General features: G+C 66.3%; 17 protein-coding genes. 3 read left to right on the forward strand and 14 right to left on the reverse strand.

Annotated features, from left to right (window positions below):
• Positions 1-6: 6 nt before the first annotated feature.
• Both CVM73_RS21650 and CVM73_RS21655 read right to left on the reverse strand, forming a co-directional pair.
• Entirely contained in the window at positions 7-1,581 is a 1,575-nt protein-coding gene (locus tag CVM73_RS21650) for a lipopolysaccharide biosynthesis protein (protein ID WP_100233895.1), read from the reverse strand.
• Positions 1,582-1,627: 46 nt separating this feature from the next.
• On the reverse strand, positions 1,628-2,308 hold the full coding sequence (locus CVM73_RS21655) for a hypothetical protein (protein ID WP_100233896.1): 681 nt from the start codon (positions 2,306-2,308) through the stop codon (positions 1,628-1,630).
• 339 nt (positions 2,309-2,647) lie between these two features.
• Here CVM73_RS21655 and CVM73_RS21660 point away from each other — a divergent pair, with 339 nt between their 5' ends.
• Positions 2,648-6,250, forward strand: a complete 3,603-nt coding sequence (locus tag CVM73_RS21660; protein ID WP_167406976.1) for an autotransporter domain-containing protein — start codon at positions 2,648-2,650, stop codon at positions 6,248-6,250.
• Positions 6,251-6,265: 15 nt separating this feature from the next.
• On the opposite strand, the gene gspM is transcribed toward CVM73_RS21660, so the two are convergent.
• Genes gspM through CVM73_RS21705 form a run of 9 tightly spaced genes read right to left on the reverse strand, consistent with a single transcriptional unit; the run spans position 6,266 to position 13,709 of the window.
• Positions 6,266-6,847 carry a type II secretion system protein GspM gene (gspM, locus tag CVM73_RS21665; RefSeq protein WP_100233898.1) on the reverse strand — a complete coding sequence of 194 codons (582 nt, stop codon included), beginning with the start codon at positions 6,845-6,847 and terminating at the stop codon, positions 6,266-6,268.
• Positions 6,844-7,881 (reverse strand): PilN domain-containing protein, encoded by a 1,038-nt coding sequence (locus CVM73_RS21670; RefSeq protein WP_158237596.1) that lies wholly within the window; start codon positions 7,879-7,881, stop codon positions 6,844-6,846. Before CVM73_RS21670 ends, gspM begins: the two co-directional genes overlap by 4 nt.
• A gap of 1 nt (position 7,882) precedes the next feature.
• A complete protein-coding gene (locus CVM73_RS21675; protein ID WP_100233900.1) occupies positions 7,883-8,797 on the reverse strand; it encodes a type II secretion system minor pseudopilin in 915 nt (304 codons plus the stop codon).
• A complete protein-coding gene (locus CVM73_RS21680) occupies positions 8,794-9,498 on the reverse strand; it encodes a PulJ/GspJ family protein (protein WP_100233901.1) in 705 nt (234 codons plus the stop codon). Before CVM73_RS21680 ends, CVM73_RS21675 begins: the two co-directional genes overlap by 4 nt.
• Positions 9,495-9,890 (reverse strand): type IV pilus modification PilV family protein, encoded by a 396-nt coding sequence (locus CVM73_RS21685; RefSeq protein ID WP_100233902.1) that lies wholly within the window; start codon positions 9,888-9,890, stop codon positions 9,495-9,497. Before CVM73_RS21685 ends, CVM73_RS21680 begins: the two co-directional genes overlap by 4 nt.
• Positions 9,868-10,362: a prepilin-type N-terminal cleavage/methylation domain-containing protein gene (locus tag CVM73_RS21690; RefSeq protein ID WP_100233903.1), complete on the reverse strand. Its 495-nt coding sequence runs from the start codon at positions 10,360-10,362 to the stop codon at positions 9,868-9,870. Before CVM73_RS21690 ends, CVM73_RS21685 begins: the two co-directional genes overlap by 23 nt.
• Positions 10,325-10,780: a type II secretion system major pseudopilin GspG gene (gene gspG / locus CVM73_RS21695; protein ID WP_100233904.1), complete on the reverse strand. Its 456-nt coding sequence runs from the start codon at positions 10,778-10,780 to the stop codon at positions 10,325-10,327. The genes CVM73_RS21690 and gspG overlap by 38 nt, the downstream gene beginning before the upstream one ends.
• A 23-nt stretch (positions 10,781-10,803) precedes the next feature.
• On the reverse strand, positions 10,804-12,015 hold the full coding sequence (locus tag CVM73_RS21700; protein WP_100233905.1) for a type II secretion system F family protein: 1,212 nt from the start codon (positions 12,013-12,015) through the stop codon (positions 10,804-10,806).
• A gap of 5 nt (positions 12,016-12,020) precedes the next feature.
• Complete coding sequence (locus tag CVM73_RS21705; RefSeq protein ID WP_430641315.1) at positions 12,021-13,709, reverse strand: GspE/PulE family protein; 1,689 nt, start codon at positions 13,707-13,709, stop codon at positions 12,021-12,023.
• Positions 13,710-13,848: 139 nt separating this feature from the next.
• Between CVM73_RS21705 and gspD the strand changes: the two genes are divergently transcribed.
• Together gspD and CVM73_RS21715 are read left to right on the forward strand one after the other, a co-directional pair.
• On the forward strand, positions 13,849-16,233 hold the full coding sequence (gene gspD / locus CVM73_RS21710) for a type II secretion system secretin GspD (protein WP_100233907.1): 2,385 nt from the start codon (positions 13,849-13,851) through the stop codon (positions 16,231-16,233).
• 4 nt (positions 16,234-16,237) lie between these two features.
• Positions 16,238-16,831, forward strand: a complete 594-nt coding sequence (locus CVM73_RS21715; RefSeq protein ID WP_245452397.1) for a prepilin peptidase — start codon at positions 16,238-16,240, stop codon at positions 16,829-16,831.
• Positions 16,832-17,036: 205 nt separating this feature from the next.
• Here the strand turns inward: CVM73_RS21715 and CVM73_RS21720 are convergent, their stop codons facing one another.
• The 3 genes from CVM73_RS21720 to CVM73_RS21730 all read right to left on the reverse strand — a co-directional run bounded on the left by CVM73_RS21720 (position 17,037) and on the right by CVM73_RS21730 (position 19,579).
• On the reverse strand, positions 17,037-17,591 hold the full coding sequence (locus tag CVM73_RS21720; protein ID WP_100233908.1) for a tetratricopeptide repeat protein: 555 nt from the start codon (positions 17,589-17,591) through the stop codon (positions 17,037-17,039).
• 220 nt (positions 17,592-17,811) lie between these two features.
• Positions 17,812-18,660, reverse strand: coding sequence for a right-handed parallel beta-helix repeat-containing protein (locus CVM73_RS21725; RefSeq protein WP_100233909.1), 849 nt, complete (start codon positions 18,658-18,660; stop codon positions 17,812-17,814).
• A gap of 70 nt (positions 18,661-18,730) precedes the next feature.
• Positions 18,731-19,579 (reverse strand): right-handed parallel beta-helix repeat-containing protein, encoded by an 849-nt coding sequence (locus CVM73_RS21730; RefSeq protein ID WP_100233910.1) that lies wholly within the window; start codon positions 19,577-19,579, stop codon positions 18,731-18,733.
• Between the last annotated feature and the right edge of the window lie 127 nt (positions 19,580-19,706).

Genomic DNA, 19,706 nt, shown 5'->3' on the forward strand with positions numbered 1-19,706 from the left:
CAACAGCTAGGCCGGAATCAGCGCCCGCAACCGCTCGCGCAGAGTTGTGCTCAGCAGCGGGCTTGCGAGCCCGCCGACCGCGACCAGCCAGATCGCGCATTCCACGACGAAGTGCACGAGGCCGCTGCCCGGCAGCAGCGCGATGATCGCCTGCCCGATCAGCCACCCCGATGCCACGATGCCGACGGCCATGACCATCAGGAAGGCGATATGCCTTCCCGGATGATGCAGGGTCTGGCGCATGACCATCAGCGCGAGCAGTCCGAACTGGACGAGAATGTCGCTTGCGACCACGGCGAGCGCAGCACCCAGCGGCCCCAGCCGCGGAATCAGGACGAAGGACAGCACCAGGAAGACCACGAGCTGAAGGCCCTTGGTTCGGATCAGGAGTTCGCCGCGATTGCTGTGATTGGCAAAGACCAGCGCCAGCAGTGACGGTGCGACGACCGCCGAGCCGAGCAGCAGCGTCACCGTGAGCGGCGCATCATAGGGGATGCTGCCATGGGTCCATAACGCGAAGAAGTCCGGCCAGAACGGCAGCAGGCCCGCGACGATCAGGCAGGCAAGTCCCGTCACGAACACCGAGCCGTGGGCGTAGAGCCGGCGCAGCCGATCCTTGTCGCCGATCGCATGGTCATGGCCGAGCTCGGCGGCGAGCGGCAGCGTCACCTGAAGGCACAGGCCGCGCACCAGGCTCGCGATCACGCGGGTCAAGCCCCATTGCGCCACCGCGACGCGGTTCGTGACCAGCGCGGAGACCAGCAGCACCGGGACGTTGACGAGCGCAAGCTCGGTGATGTTGGCGACCGCGAAAGGCACCGCACGGCCGAACTGCCCGACGCTCCAGCGCAGGGATGGCGACACCAACGGCGGCTTGCCGGCACGGCGAAGGAACGGAAACAGTCGCGGCGCATCGAACGCAGCGAGCACGATCGCGAACAGGAGCTGCGTCGACACGAAGGCAATCGCAACCGCAAGCAGGCTGCCGAACGATGCGAGCGCCGCAAGCTGGGCGATCTGTCCGAGCAGCAGCGCGGCGTTTTGCAGCCAGACCGTCCGGCCATAGCGGCCGCGCACGCGATAGAGGCCGGAGACGAGGTTGGCGGGCAGAGTCATAAGCATGCCCAGGATCATCACCAGCATCGCTGCATCGAATGTCGGCGTCGCGTGAAAGCCGAGCACGATCGACGGCGGTGCCAGGGCCACGGCCACGCACAACAGGACACCGAGCACCGCGATGATGATGAAATAGATCCGCAGCAGGGCTGAATAGAAGTTCGCCGTGCGACCGTCGCAATCGGCACAGGCTTTGAACGCGAGAAAGCGGTTGATCGCGCGAAGCTGCAATCCGGCGTCCGCGACGACGACGAGGCTGCCCGCCGCATAGATCGCGAGCCAGGCCGCGAGCATCTCGCCGGTCCAGACATGCAGGAAGGCCGGGATGAGCAGAAGCTGCTGCGACAGCCCCAGCGCCATCTGGACCAGGTTCGCGGACCAGCCCTGCAAGAGGCGGCGGGCGCGGCCGACGCCGGGTCCGCTCGAACCGTCGGCCGGTCCCACGTCAATTTGCTTGTCGGTCAAGCCGCGTCCTTCCCGTCAAGCAATTGGCCCGGCACGCCGCCAGTGCTCAGAGCCCATCCGACTCGCCGTTCTTCGGCGTCGAACGCGGCACGAACGGTGAGAATGACGGATCGGCCGGACTCGGCATCGCCAGCTTGCCCCCGACATCCGCCGGCGGGCTCGCGGGAACGGCTGCGTCCGGCCGCTGCAGCGCCAGCACCTCGCTGCGTTCACCCTGCTTGAACGTCACTTCGCGCGGCTGCACCGAAATCAGCGACCAGCCGCCGAGCGACTCGCCCTGCCGCAGGCGCACGACCTTCTGATCGGTGCGGTTGACGAGAATCGCAATGGCATCGCCCTCACCCACGACGGCCCCGACCAGCAACAACGGCGGCGGTGCCTCGACCGGCTTTGGCGGCGGCGCATAGACCTCTTCGACCGGCGTTGCGGCGACCGCTCGCGCCGGCGGCCGGCGCATGGCCGAGAAGATCGGGCGTTCCTGGGTCGCGGTCAGCGCCGAGAGCGGCACCGACCACAACGGATTGCCGCGAGGAATGGGCTTGCTCGGCGCCTGTTGCGCCGGACGCGCGATCGGCCTGATCGTTCCGACATCGACACTTTCGCCGGGACTGCCTGCGGCGTCATCGGTCAGGACGTCCACGCGTGAAGAGGTGGCCGCCATGGTCCCGGCGGTGCCGAGAACCACGCACAATACGGCCAATCCTGTCGGCCTGAGCCACCCGTACATCGATATTCCCCTACGACCGCCGGCCGCGCCACGACGACGGCGAGGCGTCCGCGCCAAACTAGTTCCGATCCGGTGCGTCATCAACCCACGCCGTCTCGCTGAATTCGCCGGGTCCGGGCATTGTCGTGCGTGCATGTTGCAATGCGCGGATATGTTGCCGGATCGCCACGATCTCCAAAAAATGCAGGACGGAACGCCCTGGAACACGGCGTAAATGGATACCCGTTCATTGCGGGCTGCTGCAACGCCATGAGATCATGGCACGGGTGCCTCACTACGCGCCCCGGTTGCATGCTGATTTCTTTGCTGATTTGAGAAGATCTGATGGGTGGACCTCCGATGGCAGGTGGGCGGATCGGGTACGGACTGCGATCCGTCGTGCGCCACTCCCTGGCCACACTCCTCGCCACCACGGCGCTGGGCGTTGTCGCCGCTCACGCCGTAGACGGCACATGGGTTGGCGGCAGCAGCGATTGGACAGATCCCACCAACTGGTCTTCCAACCCGAGCGTGCCGGACGGCACCGCAACCTTCTCCAACACCGGAAGCACGGCGGTCGACAACAACAACGGCGTCACCAGCATCGGCACGGTCGAGTTCACGAGCACCTCGCAAGCCTACTCGGTCACGATCGGCAACCCGTTCATCGTCAACGGAACGGGCATCATCAACAACGACATCGTCAATACGCAGAATTTCGAGGTCACCTCCGGCAACAATCTGGTGTTTCAGAACAGCAGCACCGCAAGTGGCGGCGCCGGGGCGGTGACCATCACGAACGATGCCGGCGGCAACGTCAACTTCATCCAGAACAGCACGGCGGGAACGGCAAGCCTCGTCAACAGCGGCTTCATCACGTTCGAGGATTCCAGCTCTGCGGGCAGCGCCCAGATCACCAACAACCTCAACGGTCAGATCGATTTCTTCACCAGCGCCTCGGCCGGCACCGCCACGATCAACAACGCCGCGGGAGCGTCGCTGAATTTCCACAACAGCACCACCGCCGCCACGTCGTCCATCATCAACAACGGAGCGGTGAATTTCGACGGCTCCGCCACTGCCGGCAGCGCCACGATCACCACCAACAACGGCGGCACCACGAATTTTGCCGGCACCAGCACCGGCGGCAGCGCACGCTTCATCACCAATGCCGGCGGCACCGTCGACATCTCCGGCCTGACCAGCGGCGGGATGACGGCCGGATCGATCGAAGGCGCGGGCAATTATGCTCTCGGCGCCAATACGCTCACGACCGGCAGCCTCAACACCTCGACCCAGGTCGACGGCGTGATTTCCGGCATTGGCGGCGGCTTGACCAAAGTCGGCACCGGCACGCTGACGCTCACCGGCATCAACGGTTACACCGGCGCGACGACCGTCTCGGCCGGAACGCTGGCATTATCCGGCGGCGGCAGCATCGCGAGTTCCAGTGTCGTGACCGTGAATGGGACATTCGACATCTCTGCGGCCTCGTTCCCGATCATCGCCGTCACGACGCTCGCAGGCAGTTCGAGCGGCGTCGTCAACATGGGCGCCCACGGGCTGTTCATCAGCAACGGCTCGACCGAATTCGCGGGTGTCATTCAAGGCACTGGCGGATTTGAAGTCGGCAGCGGCACTCAGACGCTCTCGGGCGTGAACACCTACACCAACGTCACCCAGATCGACGGGGGCGCGACGCTCGCGTTGAAGGGCGGTGGATCGGTCGCGAACTCGCTCTATGTCGCCCTCGCGGGCGGAGGCGCAACGCTCGATATTTCCCAGACCAGCTCAGGTGCTTCGGTTCGGGGGATCTTGTCCATGAGCACCGCCGGCGTTGTCTCGCTGGGATCGAAGACACTGACGATCACGAACGGCAGCTTCTATGGCGGCGTCATCCAGGACGGCGGCATCGGCGGCGGCACCGGCGGCAACCTCGTGATCGCGAACGGCGCGACGCAGCAGCTGTTCGGCACCAACACCTATACCGGCACCACAAACATTGCGGCCGGCGGCGAACTCGATCTCATCGATTTCGGCGGCCTCAGCGGCAGCATCGCGACCTCCAGCAACGTCATCGCCAACGGCCTCTTCGACATCTCGGGCCTGCTCAACGGCGGCACCTCGATCAAGTCGCTGTCAGGCTCGGGCACCGTCAATCTCGGCTTCAACACGCTGACGATCACGAGCGGCAACGGCACCTTCGCCGGCGTCATCGACGATGCCGGCTTCGGCGGCGGCCTGACCATCGCCGGCGGCACGCAGACGCTAACTGGCGCCAACACCTACACGGGCGCCACCACCGTGAATGGCGGCACGCTTGTCGTGGACGGCTCGATCCTGAACAGTCCAGCCTTCGTCAATGCCGGCGGCACGCTCGCCGGCAGCGGCACGGTCGCCGGCGTCCAGGTCAACGGCGGCACATTAGCGCCGGGCAGTACGGCGAACCCGTTCGGCCCGCTGACGGTGACCGGCAGCCTGATCTTCACCGCCGCCTCGACCTATCTGGTGCAGGTCTCCTCCTCCAATGCCAGCCTCACCCAGGTCACGGGCGCGACCGACCTTGGCGGTGCGACGGTGCGAGCGAATTTCAGCTCGGGCACGGTCAAGAAGCAGTACACGATCCTGACCGCGGCCGGCCCCCTCGTCGGCAGCACCTTCAATCCGAACGTCGTCTCCAACATGCCGACGCTCCATGCGACGCTGAGCTACGACCCCAGCACCGTGTTCCTCAACGTCAACGTCAATTTCGCGCAAGGCGGCGGGCTCACCGTCAACCAGCAGAACGTCGCCAATACGCTGACCAACTTCTTCACCACGACGGGCGGCATTCCCGCCGCCTTTGCCGCGCTGACACCGGCGGGACTGACAACCGCCTCAGGTGAGCTCGGCACCGGCATCATCCAGTCCGCGATCAACGCCGATGGGCAGTTCCTGAACCTGATGCTCGACCCGACCGTCGTCGGACGCAGCGGCGGCTTCGCCAAGGCAGGTAGCGTCGCTCAGTTTGCCGAGAGCGATAACGCAGCCGCCTATGCCTCGATGCGGCCCGCGACCGCGCGCGAACGCGAGGCCTATGCGATGGCGACCAAAGCGCCTCTGCTCTCTTCGCAGCCGAGCAGCCGCTGGAGCGTCTGGGCAGCCGGCTATGGCGGTTCGGCCGCGGTCGGCGGCAACGCGCTGGTCGGCTCGCAGGATCTGACCGCGCGCGTCTGGGGCGGCGCGGCCGGCGCCGATTATCGCGTGTCGGTGGATACGCTGGCTGGCTTCGCGCTCGGCGGCGGCGGGCTGAACTACTCGCTCGCCAATGCGATGGGCTCGGGCTCGGCCGACCTGTTCCAGGCCGGCGTCTATGGCCGGCACAATTTCGGACCGGCCTATGTCTCGGCTGCGCTCGCCTATGGCTGGCACGACGTCACCACCAACCGCACCGTGGCCCTCGCCGGCGCCGACCAGCTCCAGGGCCGCTTCAAGGCCGACACGTTCTCGGCCCGGTTCGAGGGCGGCTATCGCTTCGCGACGCCGCTGATCGGCATCACGCCCTACGCGGCAGTGCAGGTGACGAACTTCAACCTGCCCAACTACTCCGAAGTCAGCCTCAACGGCGGCGGCCTGTTCGGGCTGAACTACACCGCTCAATCCCTCACCGACACCCGTTCCGAGCTCGGCCTGCGCACCGACAAGTCCTACGCCATGCAGAACGGCGTGCTGACGCTGCGCGGCCGCGCCGCCTGGGCGCACGACTACAATCCGAGGCGCGCCGTCACCGCGCTGTTCCAGACCTTGCCGGGCACCAGCTTCGTCGTGAACGGCGCCAGGGTCGACGCCGACTCCGCGCTCGTGAGCGGCACCGCCGAGATGAAGTGGCTGAGCGGCTTCTCGCTCGCCGCCACCTTCGACGGCGAGTTTTCCGGCAACGTCACCAGCTATTCCGGCAAGGGCGTGTTCAAGTACTCTTGGTGAGCTGACGAACCCGGGCTATTTCCCCGCCTGCCACTGGCCTGAGATGCCCAGGATCACCCTGACCCGGCCCGCGCCGGCCTCGTTCAGCGCCGTGGTCTGCGGCACCTGGACATCGAGCTGATCGACGAACAGGAACGGCATGCCGGCCTCGAGATCGTAGAGCAGCCTCTGGAGTGCGGGCTGCTCCAGCTCGCAGCTCACGACGAGGCCGACGAAGCCGTCCTTTACTTGCGCGCCTGTTACATCGACCTGCGAGGACTGGACCGAGCCGCCGACATCACCAACCGCCGCGGCGACCCGCTGCAACAGATTGGCGCCGGCGACCGTGACGGTCGGACCTTCAAGGAACGGCGTGCCGCGATGTTCGGCCATTGCGGCTGCGGCATTCTTCGCGCCGCCCTTGCGGCCGCGGAACTGGTCGAGCAGGTCGGAGGTCTGCGCGAGTGCCTGGCGATGGGCGACGATCTCGGCGATCGACAGCCCCGCCATCAGCAGCAGCCCACCGAAAACCGCCACATAGAGCGTGACCGCGATCAGGGGCGAGCTTGCAATCGCCCGCGCAACCGCATTGCCTCCCGCGACCTTGGCGCTGCTCATGGCACGTTCCTCGGTTCGATCTGCGCCTCGATATGGAAGCGCTCGCCGGGATCGGAGGAGCTGCGCGTAGTCGGAGCGTAGAAGGTCGCGCGGGTGAAATGCTGGGACTGCTCGATCAAGGGGATCAGCGAGGGCGCATCGCGCGTGATGCCGCCGATCTGGAGCTTGTTGCCCGAAAGATGCAGCTCGGTGACGTAGGTATGATCCGGCAATACCCGGCTCAGCGATTCCAGCACGATCACGCTCGCCGGCGTCTCGTATTTGCGGCGCTCGAGCAGCGCGAGCGGCGAGCGCTCGCCGGTCTCGCTGCCGCGGAGCGCGGCGCGGCGCTGGGCGATCTGCCGTTCGAGCTCCCTCTCCTGCGCGCCGAGGCTGTCGGCCAGGTAGCTTGCTGCGACCGACCCGATCACTGCAGCCACGGCGGCGAGGGCCAGCACCGCTTGCAGTACCCGGCTCAACCGGACCGGGTCTGCCGCGCCGCGCGATCTCTGCTCAAACACCTTGATGCGCCCACCCGCGGCCACCTCCGTCGCGATCGCAACCGCCGACGGATGGAAGGGCGACACCGCCTCGACATAGCTCACCGCCAGCTTGCGCGGCGCCGCCGCGATCTCCGTGGTGATGCCGTCGCTGCCATGCGCCACCGGAGCGCTGCAGCCGAATACGGCCTCGCTCGCGCTCCACGGCGTCAGCCGGTCGATCTGGGCCCGCACGATGCCGTCGAGGAAATCGGCCGCGCGCGCTGGAAGCTCCAGGGGGCGGAACAGGAAGCGCGACGGCCGCAGCACGATCTCGACGCGACTGCCCCGCACGATCTGCGCGAGGTCGGCGCTCGCGAACTTGCCATTCTCGAACACGATCTCCTTCGGAGCGTTCTCCGACCTCGCCGCCTCCAGCGCGAATGCGCCCGCGTCGGTCTCGACCAGCCTCACCACGCGCGGCGCCGCCACCCGCTCCAGGGCGGCAACGATCGTGCCGGCCACGGTGCCGGTCCAGGCATCGAGGATGGCGCGAAGAGAATCGAGCGAGCTCATCTCACAGGGGCCTTCCAGCGGAGCCGTCGACGGCGTTGTGCCACGACAATACACGATACGGCTCATCGCCGCTGTCGAGAAGCAGAATGACGATCTCGGCCGAGCTCCGGTGATGCGACGGCAGCTCGACCGCGACCGTCAGCCGGTACGCCCTCGAGCCCTCGACCGTCGCATTGGCACCGCCGGCGAGCCCGACCAGGGCGCGCGGATCGACATTGGCGTCGGCGCGATCGCGCAGGACCTGTTGCAGCCTCTCGGGGGTCATGTCCGGCAGCGCGGCCACCACCTGCGGCGCGGCATCGAGCACGTTCACGGTCCGCATGTTGCTGAACACGGTGACGAAAGGCAGCACCCGCTCCACGACGGCTGCTGGAATGCCGCGAACGAGCCAGAGCTCGTCGCTATGCGGAAACGGCGCGTGGCGCGGCAAATAGGGCGCGCCAATCGTGCGGTAGTAGGAATCCTCCGGATTATCCTGACCGGGCTCGGCCGACGAGCGCCATGCGAGAATCCGGTCGGCATAGACGGGTGCGTCCGCAGCGGAAACACCGAGCGCCGTCATCAGCCCCGCGAGCATCGGCTTCGGCGCCATATTGAGATCGACGCGCGCAGCCTCCGAGCGGAACGTCACGCTCACCCGGCCGGCGCCGACGCGGGCATTGAAGGTGCCGCTGGTCGGGCGCACCGCCTCGTTCTGCGCCGTCAGTCGGTAGGCTGCAAGTTCGATCCCGGCGCTCACCAGCGCGTCGGCCTGCAACCTGTCGGCATTGACGGCGACCGTGACCGCCGTGTTGGTAACATAGGTCAGGTAGATCAGCGCGAGCGCCGCCAGCGCCGCCAGCATCCAGAGCACCGCGACAACGATGAAGCCGCGGCCGTCGCGAAGCGTCGCATGGTCGTGCCTTGCTCCGCTCAAAGCTGCTGCTCCTCTTTCTCCGCCTGCTGCGGCCGGGTCCGCGCCGTCACGCAATTCGACGGAATCTTGGCGCGCGCACATTCGGCCGGCGCCGTGATGCGCGGGACCACTGCGCCCGAGACCGCGAGCACCTGCCCGGTCGCGCTGTCCCGCACGGTGATGCGGATGCGATCCGGCAACTGGGGCTGGCCGCGCCAGGTCGGCTGGTATTGACCGTCAGGTCCGGCGTAGGAAAAGCTGACGCGGAACGGCGCCCGGATCAGCACGACCTGATCGACGAAGCGGATCTGCCCGTCGGTCGGCATCGGTTGGAACGGCGCGCGCTCGCGCACCAGCGCGAGCCCCTGCGCGTCGGCCTTTTCGATCAGGCGGACGAATTCGAGCCCAGGACGAGCGCTCGGGCCGAGTGCCGTGCGCAGAAAGGTCACCGACAATCCGGCGCCGTCGAACAGGGGCACCTTGGCGTCGCCGTTGACGGTGATCTGCTCGGCGACCGAGAGGTCGGCGACGATGCGGTCTAGCCCGGTCGCAAGCCGCTCGGCCCGCTGCACGCGGGCGATGCCGCGATTCCAGTTCGGCAGCCATTGCGCCGTGACCGTCGCCAGCGCCGCCAGGATGACGGTCATCAGCAGCGTTGCCAGAAGCACTTCGAGCAGGGTGAAGCCGGCCTCATCGGCCGGCGCGCGGCGCAGGCGTTTCATTGCGCCGCCCTCGGTACCAGCTTCACCGTCGTGATCTGGATCGCAGCTCCGTCGCCGCGCTGGAGCCGCAGGTTGACGGCCAGCGGCACGAAGCGGTCGGTGGCGGAATCGCCGCCCGCCACGCGCATCGGCGCGACATCAATCCGCCAGCGGCTGCCGGCCAGTTCGCCGCTCCGCCGGCCGGGTTTCAGCAAAGAGCGCGCCGGCAAATCCGCAAGCAGGGTCTCGGCCGTGCCCGCTAGCGCCAGATGCTGATCGATCGAACGCGTGCCCTTCGCCGTCGTGGCGATGACCGAGCCGATCGTTCCGAGCACGACTGCGATGATCGCGAGCGCAACCAGCGCCTCGATCAGGGTGAAGCCGGCGGCATCAGAGCAGCTTCTGCGGGACAATCTCGACGCCTCCGGTCAGCCAATTGACCCGCACCTCGTACCCCATGCCGGGCCGCGCCAGTGCAATCACCCCGCCGCACGACATGCCTGACGGAAAGAAATCGATCGATCGCCCCGTCGTCCGGTCGGCACAGCGCGCGGCCAGCATCGCTTGCACCACAACGTCGTCGGGCAGGCGGATGGTCCGCCCGGTGACGCCGGAACGGATCGCGCGCGCCTCCGCGTCCACGTGGGTCGTCACCCTGGTTTGCCGGCGCAGCGCCGCGTTGCGGTCGGCCTTCAGCAGCGCCGCGGTCTCGACCGCGTAGCTCTCCAGCCTGGCGCGCGTCGTCGAGTGCGGGATCGCCGGCAGGATGATCGCCGCGAACAGGCCGATGATCGCAAGCACGCACAGGATCTCGATCAGCGCAAAGCCGCGCGCCTCGCGAATGCCGTCAGCGCGCGCCGCTGACAATGTCGGCCGCCGTTCCACCGCCGCCCTCCTGACCGTCCGATCCCAGCGAGATGATCTCGTAAGGCGCGCTCGCGCCCGGCGAACGATAGACGTAGAGGTGCCCCCAGGGATCGTTAGGCACCACGCCGCCGCGCAAATATGGCCCGTTCCAGCCGGCCTGATTGTTGCTGCGGGTCAGCGCGGAGAGCCCTTCGTTCGAAGTGGGGTAACGGCCGAGATCGAGAAAGTAGAGATCGAGCGCGCTGGAAAAACTCTCGATCTGGATCTTCGCCGCCTTCGCCTTGGACTCGCTGAGATAGTTCAGCACGCGCGGGCCGACCAGCGCCATGATCATGCCGATGATGGTGATGACGACCAGCATCTCGACCAGGGTGAAGCCCGCCTCCCCTTGCTGCGCGTGCCACCTGCCGCGCTCTGTGCATGGATGTTTGGTCACGTCAAGCTTCTCCCGTTCCCTGCCTATCCGACAATCTGGCTCACCGACATCAGGGCCGTCATCACCGACGTGATCAGGCCGCCGACCACCAGCGAGATCGCGATGATGGCCGCCGGTCCCGCGATGCCGACGGCGCGGTCCAGCGTACGCTGCAATTTGGCCTCGTAGAATTCGGCGACACGCCCGGACAGCATCGGCAATTGCCCGGTCTCGTCGCCGAGCCTGAGCATGCGCACCGCCATCGCCGGCAGCGCCTCCGTTTCGGCGAGCGCATCCGATAGCTTCGAGCCGTGGCGGACGCGGTCGGCGGCATCGCTCCAGACCGCGGACGAGCCGGTCGTCGCCATCATGTCGACGAGGATTCGCAGCGTGATGGTGAGATTGACGCCGCTGCCGAGCAGCAGGCCGAGATTGCGACAGAACAGCGCCGTGCGGTACGCGCTCATCACGTTGCGGATCGCCGGCAGCCGCGTGATCGCGTTGGTGACGCCGCGGCGGACTCGCTCCTGCCGCAGCAAGAGCCACACCGCCGCGATGACGGCCGCGAGCGCGGCCAGCACCGCATCGGAATTGCCGCGCAGGAGGGTCGAGATGTTAAGGAAAGCGCCGACGACCGGATCGATCTTGGCGCCGAAATCCTGCAACACGGATGCGAACTGCGGCAGCACGAAGGTGAGGAAGAACAGCAGCACGCAGCCGGCCGCGCCGAGCACGAACAGGGGATAGCGGATTGCGTCCGACAGCCGCTGTCTCAGCGCCTCGCTGCGCGTGCGCTCCCCGGCCAGCACCTCCAGCACCTGATCGAGAGATCCCGAGGCCTCGCCGACCCGCACCAGCGCGACATACATCGGCGGAAACAGCCCCTCGTGCCGCGCCAGCGCTTCGGCAAAGCTCTCGCCCGAGACGACGCGCGAGCGGATGTCGGCAACAATCGGACGCAGCCGGCCGAAATCTGGATCGGCCGCAAGCAGCTCCAATCCGTCATTGATGCGGGCGCCCGCCCGCAGCAGCAACGCAAGGTCGCGGGTGAAGATGGTGACGTCCTCTGGCCTCGGCCTGTTGAAGAGGCTGAACACACGGCCCGCCGAGCCGCCCTCTTCCGGAGTGACATTGTCGACCAGCACGAGCCCGAGCCGCTCGATCCGCTGTGCGACATCGCCCGGCCCGGGCGCGGCGATGGCGCCGGAGACCAGTTCGCCGTTGGCGTTGAGCGCGCGGTAGCGATAATTCGGCATGGGCGTCAGCGCACCGTCGTGACGCGGAAGACCTCGGGCACGGTGGTGAGCCCGGCCCGGCATTTGGCGACCGCATCCTCCAGCATCGTCGTCATGCCGCCCCGCATCGCGGCGGCGTCGATCGAATGGGAGTCGGTCTGCGGCCCGACCAGCGCGCGTACCTCGTCGGACATTTCGAGGATCTCGAACACGCCGTTGCGGCCGCGATAGCCGGTGCCGCCGCAGCGTTCGCAGCCGGCGGCCTCGTGCACGACTTCGCCGCATCTGAAGCCGATCACCGCGAGGCGCGGGTCCTTGGCGAGATCGGCCTCGGTCAATGCATGCGGCACCTTGCAGCGGTCGCAGAGCACGCGCACCAGGCGCTGCGCCACCACCGCGCGCAGCGTCGACTTCAGCAGGAAGCCCTCGATGCCGAGATCGATCAGGCGCGGCACGGCAGCGGCCGCAGTCTCGGTGTGTAGCGTCGTCAGGACGAGATGGCCGGTGAGAGCCGCGTGAATCGCGATATGCGCCGTCTCGGCGTCGCGGACCTCGCCGACCATGATGACGTCGGGGTCCTGGCGGACGAAGGCGCGCATGGCAGAGGCGAAGGTCAGCCCGATCGACGGCTTGACCTGGGACTGGTTGATGCCGGGGATCTCGTATTCGACGGGATCCTCGATGGTGAGGATCTTTCGCGTGGGCTCGTTGAGGATCGACAGCATGGTGGCGAGCGTCGTGGTCTTGCCGCTGCCGGTCGGGCCCGTCACGACGATCATGCCGTGCGGCATCGCCAAGAGGCGCGTCATCACGCTCTCGTCGCGTGCGGACAAGCCAAGCTTGCTCATCTCCAAGAGGCCGCGGTCTCGCGGCAGCAGGCGGATGACGGCGCTCTCGCCATGTTGCGTCGGCATGGTCGCGACACGGACGTCGATCTCGTTGCGCCCGACGCGAACGCGGGCGGCGCCGTCCTGCGGCAGGCGCCGTTCCGCGATGTTGAGGCTGGCGAGAATCTTGATGCGCGAGATCAGCGCCTGCGGCGGAATGCCGTGCGGCGGCGGCAGCGCACGCAACAGGCCGTCGACGCGCATGCGCACGGCAAGCCCTGCGCGGAACGGCTCGACGTGGATGTCGCTGGCACGCAAATCCACCGCGCGCTCCAGGAGATCGTTGAGAGCGCGCACCACCGGCGCGCCGCTGGCGAGATCGCGTAGGCTCTCGATGTCGTCGTCGGACTGCTGCGCGACGCTCCTGCCGCTTCGCTCGGCATTTGCGTCATCGGCATCGTCGCGTTGATCGAGGACCGTGGTGATATCCTCGTATGAGGCCACGACGACATCGACCGGCGCTCCGAACACGATTTCGGCGGCGCGAATGGCCGCCCTGTCGGAGGGGTCGGCGACAGCCAGCCGGACAACGTCGTTCGGCGTGCCGAAAGGAAAGATGGTGGATTCACGCAGAAAACGGCGCGAGAAGCCGTCGAGGCGAGGCGTGGCCGCAAGCAGTTGCGGAAGGCTCAGCCGCGGCAGACCAAAATGATCGGAGACTTCATCTGCAAATTCGGCCGCGGAAAGATCGGTGGCCTCCCACAATTCACGCAAGGGGCGCGTGAGCGCGGGGCTGGCCGACTTGTCGAGATGGGCATGCGCCCGCACCGGCAATGAGTATTTTTCCAGGAGGTGCTGCCGAAAGCTATCTGCGGAGCGGTCGCGCATCGCATTCACAGCGTTGACCTTGTTACCTGAAAGCAACAACTTCGGCGGGTGACGGCAGGCCCTTTGTCCTTGACTTATTTCTTAGCAAAAACATAATCGTGGCGCAAATTATTGCGCGTCCGAACCAAGGGGGGATCGGATGCGATGTCCATTCACTTCCAGTGTTGGCAGGCGTATTTTGTCCGAGGTGGTTCAGCCGCTCTTACGCCTTCGCGCAGCGTTGTCTGGAACGCTCATCCTGTTGTCGTCGGCCCTGCTGCTCGGCGCCTGCATCGTCACCGCCGACCAGTCGATCGAAGCCGACCCGAAAGATCCGCGCGCGCAGGACATTGCCGACAAGGTCCGCTCTCTCGATCTCCAGCCGCGTCAACCTGCGGATGCAGGCTCAAATGGCATTGCCCAGGCGAAATCGTCGAAGCCGGCGATCTACCTCAGCGACGGTGCAGCGCCGCAAGGCGGCGGGCTCGTCGAACGCGACGATGGGGGCGGCAGCGGCTACGACCTCAATTTCGAGAACGCCCCGGTCGCCACCGTCGCAAAGGTCATCCTTGGTGACGTACTCAATGTCGGATACACGATCGACCCGCGCGTGCAGGGAACCGTGACGCTGGCCTCGGTGCGGCCGGTGCCCAAGGCGGATGCGCTCTACGTGCTGGAGAACGCGCTGCGCATGTCCGGTGTCGCGCTGGTCCGCGACCGTACCGGCTATCGGCTGCTGCCGGCGCCGGAAGCCGGCCCCGGCGGCGTCGACCGCTCGGTGAACGCGGCAGCCGGCCAGGGCATCACGGTGGTGCCGCTGCGCTACGTCTCGGCCCAGAACATCTTCAAGCTGCTCGACGCCTTCGGCGTGAAAGCCCAGGCCATGCGGCCGGACACTGCCCGCAACACGCTGATCGTCAGCGGCAGCGGCACCGAGCGGGCGACCGCAGTGGACACCATTCTCTCCTTCGACGCCGACTGGATGCGCGGGCAATCGGTCGGCATCTTCCCGGTGCGAAACTCCACGCCGGAGCCGCTCATTTCCGAGATCGAGAAGATCATGGACTCGGGCGAAGGCGGGCTGAGTCAGAGCGTGATCAAATTCCAGCCGATCAGCCGTCTCAATTCGATTCTCGTCGTCAGCCAGAAGCCGGAATATCTCAAGCGTGCGCAGACGTGGATCGCGCGGCTCGACCGCTCCGACACGGACGGCGTGAACCTGAAATCCTATCCGCTGCGCTACGGCAATTCCAAAGCGGTGGTGGCGCTCCTGAACGAGATCCTGTTCAGCCAGAGCGCATCCAGCACGTCCTCGCTCGACAATTCCGCGGGGCAGATCTCGCCCGGCTCAGGCATCGCGACGTCCTCGTCCGGGACCAATCCGGTCGCCTCGCTGAGCGCACTTCCGACCGCAGCCGCGGGCGCCGCGACTCCGGTCACCGGTGTTGCCGGCTCGTCGCTGGCCGCGCGCCCCGCCCCTGCCGCGGCCGGCGTGCCCGGCCAGGACAACGGCTCCGGCTCGCTGCTCGGCTCAGGCGCGAAACCCGTCAACAATGCGATCCTTCAGAACGTACGGATCACAGCCGACGTCAGCAACAACGCGGTGCTGGTCTACGCCAACGCGGAATCGCAACGCATTGTCGAGCAGACGATCCGGCAGATCGACCGGCCGCAGCGCCAGATTGCGATCGAGGCCACGATCGCCGAGGTCACGCTGAACGACGCGTTGAACTACGGCGTCCAGTTCTTCATCGCCAGCAAGCACGGCTCTGTCTCCAACGTCATCGGCGGTGTCAGCAACAGCGCCGCGATCGGCAGCAACATCGAGCAGCAGACCAGCGCGGTCAACGCCGCCGCCGGCGCACTGCTGGGCCGCGCGCTGCCCGGCTTCAACTTTCTGATCGGCGCAGAAAACTCCCCGCGCGTGGTGCTCGATGCGCTTCACAACGTCACCACCGTCAAGGTGCTGTCCAACCCGTCGCTGGTCGTGCTGGACAACCAGCCGGCGACCTTGCAGGTCGGCGACCAGGTGCCGTTCTCGACCGGCACCGCGACCGTGCTGACCGCGAACAACACCGTCGTCAATACCATCGACTACAAGAACACCGGCATCATCCTGCGCGTGCTGCCGCGCGCCAATGCCAACGGCAATGTCGTGCTCGACATCGAGCAGGAGATCTCGAGCGTGGCTGCCGGCAGCACCGGCTCGTTGACGCCGACGATCTCGCAGCGCCGGGTCAAGAGCTCGATCGCGGTGACGAGCGGCCAGACGGTGTTGCTCGCAGGCCTGATCAGCGAGACCGAGAACAAGCAGCGCCAGGGCATTCCGATCCTCGATTCCATTCCAGGCGTGGGCGATGCGTTCTCGCACCAGGGCAATACGCGCGCTCGCACCGAGCTGATCCTGTTCATTCGCCCGACCGTCATCAAGGACGGCGTCGATGCGCACGTCATTGCAGAGGAAATGCGCAGCAAGATGAACAGCCGCCTGGTCGGCACCAGCAATCCCGTCGTCACCGTGAGCCCGCCCAAGGCGGCGCGCTAAGGACGTGAGGGATCAGACGGCGAAGGTCGGGACGGGCCCGCCGCTCGCGCTCGGCATGGCCCTGCTGGTCGGCGTGATCGCAAGCCTCGTCGCCGCGCCGGGCGCCGAAGGCCTGTACGGCGCGTTCCTGGCCGCCCTGATGCTTGCGATCGCGGCGAACGATGCCCGGCACTACCGCATTCCGAACGCGCTGACGGGCGCGGCCTTCGCGCTTGCCTTGCTCCGCGCCGGCGCATTCGTGCCCGATATCGGCGCCGAGGCGCTGCTCTGGCCACTGGCCCGCGCCGCGGCCGTGGCGCTTCCGCTCATGCTGCTGATGGTGCTCTACCGGCGCTGGCGCGGCCGGGACGGGCTCGGGCTCGGCGACGTCAAGCTCGCCGCGGTCTGCGGCGCCTGGCTCGATCTTGCGACCGTCGTCGCAGCGATCGAGCTTGCCGCGTTGCTCGCGATCGGCGCCTATGTCGCCAACGCTGCGCTACGAGGCAAGCAGCTGCGCGCCACGGCATTCCTGCCGTTCGGGCTATTCCTGGCGCCCGCGATCTGGATCGGTTGGCTGGGCGAGACCTGGTACGCGAACTGGCTCGGCGGCTGGCCGTAAAGGCCCGCCTTCACAAAAACTGCGAAAACAACCCCATGCACAGTAGACGGAGCAAGCTTTATCAATGACTTACTGGCGGCCGTGAAGCGCCTGCGGATTTTACGAAGCGATTTGACTCGTCGGGCAAAACACCGGCATGATGTCACCATGGCCATGCTGCCCGCTCCGGGCACCGCTCGCCGGCAGGCCCCCCAAGACGTGTCGGTCAGTGCTCGCGGCTCGGCGCCCATTCCAGCGCCCGCAGGCGGGCCTGCGCGATCTCTCCACGCGTCATCTTGGTGGTCACGGCATCCCGGATCCGCGCTCGCGCCCCGCGCACCGGCGGCGGCGCTGCGGCCGTCGACAGGTTGAGCCATTTGGAGGCCTCGACGATGTCCTGCGGCACGCCAAAGCCGCGGTCGTAGAGCAGCCCCAGGGAATATTGAGCGCGGCTGTCGCCCTGCTCTGCCGCGCGCCGGTACCACATCGCCGCTTCCGTGTAGTTCTGCGGCACGCCGCGGCCGGTCTCGAACAGCAAACCGAGATAGGACTGCGCAGCCGCGTTGCCGCGCTCGGCGAGCGGAATGAAGATGCGTGATGCCGTCACATAGTCCTGACGATGGAAGGCGGAGACGCCCTGGCGGAACGATTGGGCGTGGGCGGGAATCGCGAGGGCGAGCGCCAGTAGAATGGCGGCCCAGCCCCACGCCGGTCGCGAGAATCCGCGCGTCCGCGGCACCGCACGGCAAGGCCATTGATCCTGGCTGTCGAGGGTCTCCATGCGACCGTCTCCCCCTGATAGGCAGCCAGACTAGTCCGCAGGCATTTCGAAATCCATAGTGCTGCCGGACACAAGAAAGCTCCGGGCGCATCGCACCCGGAGCTCATCGATTGGAGCAGCTAAAGCGCGATGAGATCAGGACGTATCGTCATCGCGCTTCAGGTTATTGTTTCAGCATGATCTTTTCGGAAAACCGCTGCACGCTTCTCCGGATCATGCTCTAGTGATAGCCGCCAGCGGTCGCCGGCGTCGTGTCCGGATTGTTGCCGTTGATCTGGTTGTCCAGATAGGACAGCACGTTGCCGCTGGTTGCAGCTCCCAGATTGTTGACGATCACCGAGCGGCCGATCCGCGCCCCCGCAACGCCGCTGAGCGCGAGGCCCGTGCTCAGATTCTCGGAGATGTTGCTGTTGTTGACCTGGACGTTGGACGATCCCTGCACGTTCACACCGACGAAGTTGTTGTGGACGGCCGTGTTGTTGATCAGAACCCGGGTGCTGCCGCCGTTCGTGTTGATGCTGATCCCCGCGCCGGCTGCGGCAGCGCCGTTGTGGGAGATCACGCTGTCGCGGATCATCAGCATCGAGTTGAAGTTAGACGGGTTGGAGAAGATGCCGGCTCCCGACGCGCCGTTGAAGTCCCTGATGAAGCAGTGCTCGATCACCACCGAGGCCGCCTGGAGGATGTTGACGCCCTTGAGCCCGGTGCCGGCACCCTCGATGTCGAGGCCGCGCAGCACGACATGATCGGTCGCCGCGGCATTGATGTTGACGCCGTTGGTGCCCGACCCGAGGATGCTGCCGACCACGCCTTCACAATAGATCGTGATTGCCTTGGTGATGGTCACCGTGCCGTAGCCGGCGGAATCGAGGCAATTGATCTCGCCGCCCGCGGCGGTCTTCGAGATTGCGCCGGCGAAAGTCTTGCACGGAGCGGTGCGGCTGCACGGATTGACGTCATCACCGACGCCGGAGACCCACGTTCTGGTCGCCTGGGCATGAGCCGGCTGCGACACGGCGAACGGCAGGAGCAAGCCCACGACAAGGGCCCATAGAGCAATGCGACGCATTTCGAACCTCCAAATTGAATTGAAAATCTAACGCTATTGCCATGCTGGAAGCTTCTGGAGATGCAGCTGACTAGTGATACCCTCCAGCGGTTGCCGGGGTGGTGTCGGGATTGTTGCCATTGATCTGGTTGTCCAGATACGACAGCACGCTACCGGTGGTCGCCGCCCCGAGATTGTTGACGATCATCGATCGCCCGATACGCACGCCGGCGACACCGCTGAGGGCAAGACCCGTGCTCAGGCTCTCCGAGATATTGCTGTTGTTGACCTGGACGTTGGACGATCCCTGCACGCTCAAGCCGACGAAGTTCTTGTGAATCGCCGTGTTGTTGATCAGCGACCGCGAACTGCCGCCGTTGGTGTTGATGCTGATTCCGGCGCCATCGGCCGCGGTGCCGTTATGCGAGATCACGCTGTCGCGGATCATGAGCATCGAGTTGAAGTTCGTGGGGTTGACGAAGACCCCGACGCCGCCCGCGCTGTTGAAATTCCTGATGAAGCAATGCTCGATGACCACCGAGGCGGCCTGAAGGATGTTGATGCCCTTGATGCCGGTTCCGGCTCCGTCAATGTCCAGACCGCGCAGCACGATGTGATCGGTCGCGGCTGCATTGACAATGACGCCGGTGGTCGACGCCGCGAGGATACCGCCGACAACCCCTTCACAATAGATCGAGATCGCCTTCGTAATGGTCACGACCCCGAAACCGCCGGAGTCGAGACAATTGATCTCGCCGCCCGCCGCCGTCTTCGAGATCGCACCGGGAAAGGTCTTGCAGGGAGCGGTGCGGCTGCACGGGTTGGCGTCATCACCCACGCCGGACACCCACGTTCGAGTGGCCTGGGCATGAGCCGGTTGCGATGCGATCACCGGTGCGAACAATCCTGCAAGCAGAGCCAAGAGTGCAATTCGACGCATTTCTCCTCCTCCCGAGATTAAGCTGAGATTCCAGCTTGTTGCCGTGCACAAGTCTTCGCTGTCCTAGCCCGCGCGTCGCGCGGCCTACGGCATCACTCTTCAGATTTCGCAGAGACCTCCCCCGCCG

It is taken from the genome of Bradyrhizobium forestalis, assembly GCF_002795245.1.
Classification (GTDB): Bacteria; Pseudomonadota; Alphaproteobacteria; order Rhizobiales; family Xanthobacteraceae; genus Bradyrhizobium; species Bradyrhizobium forestalis.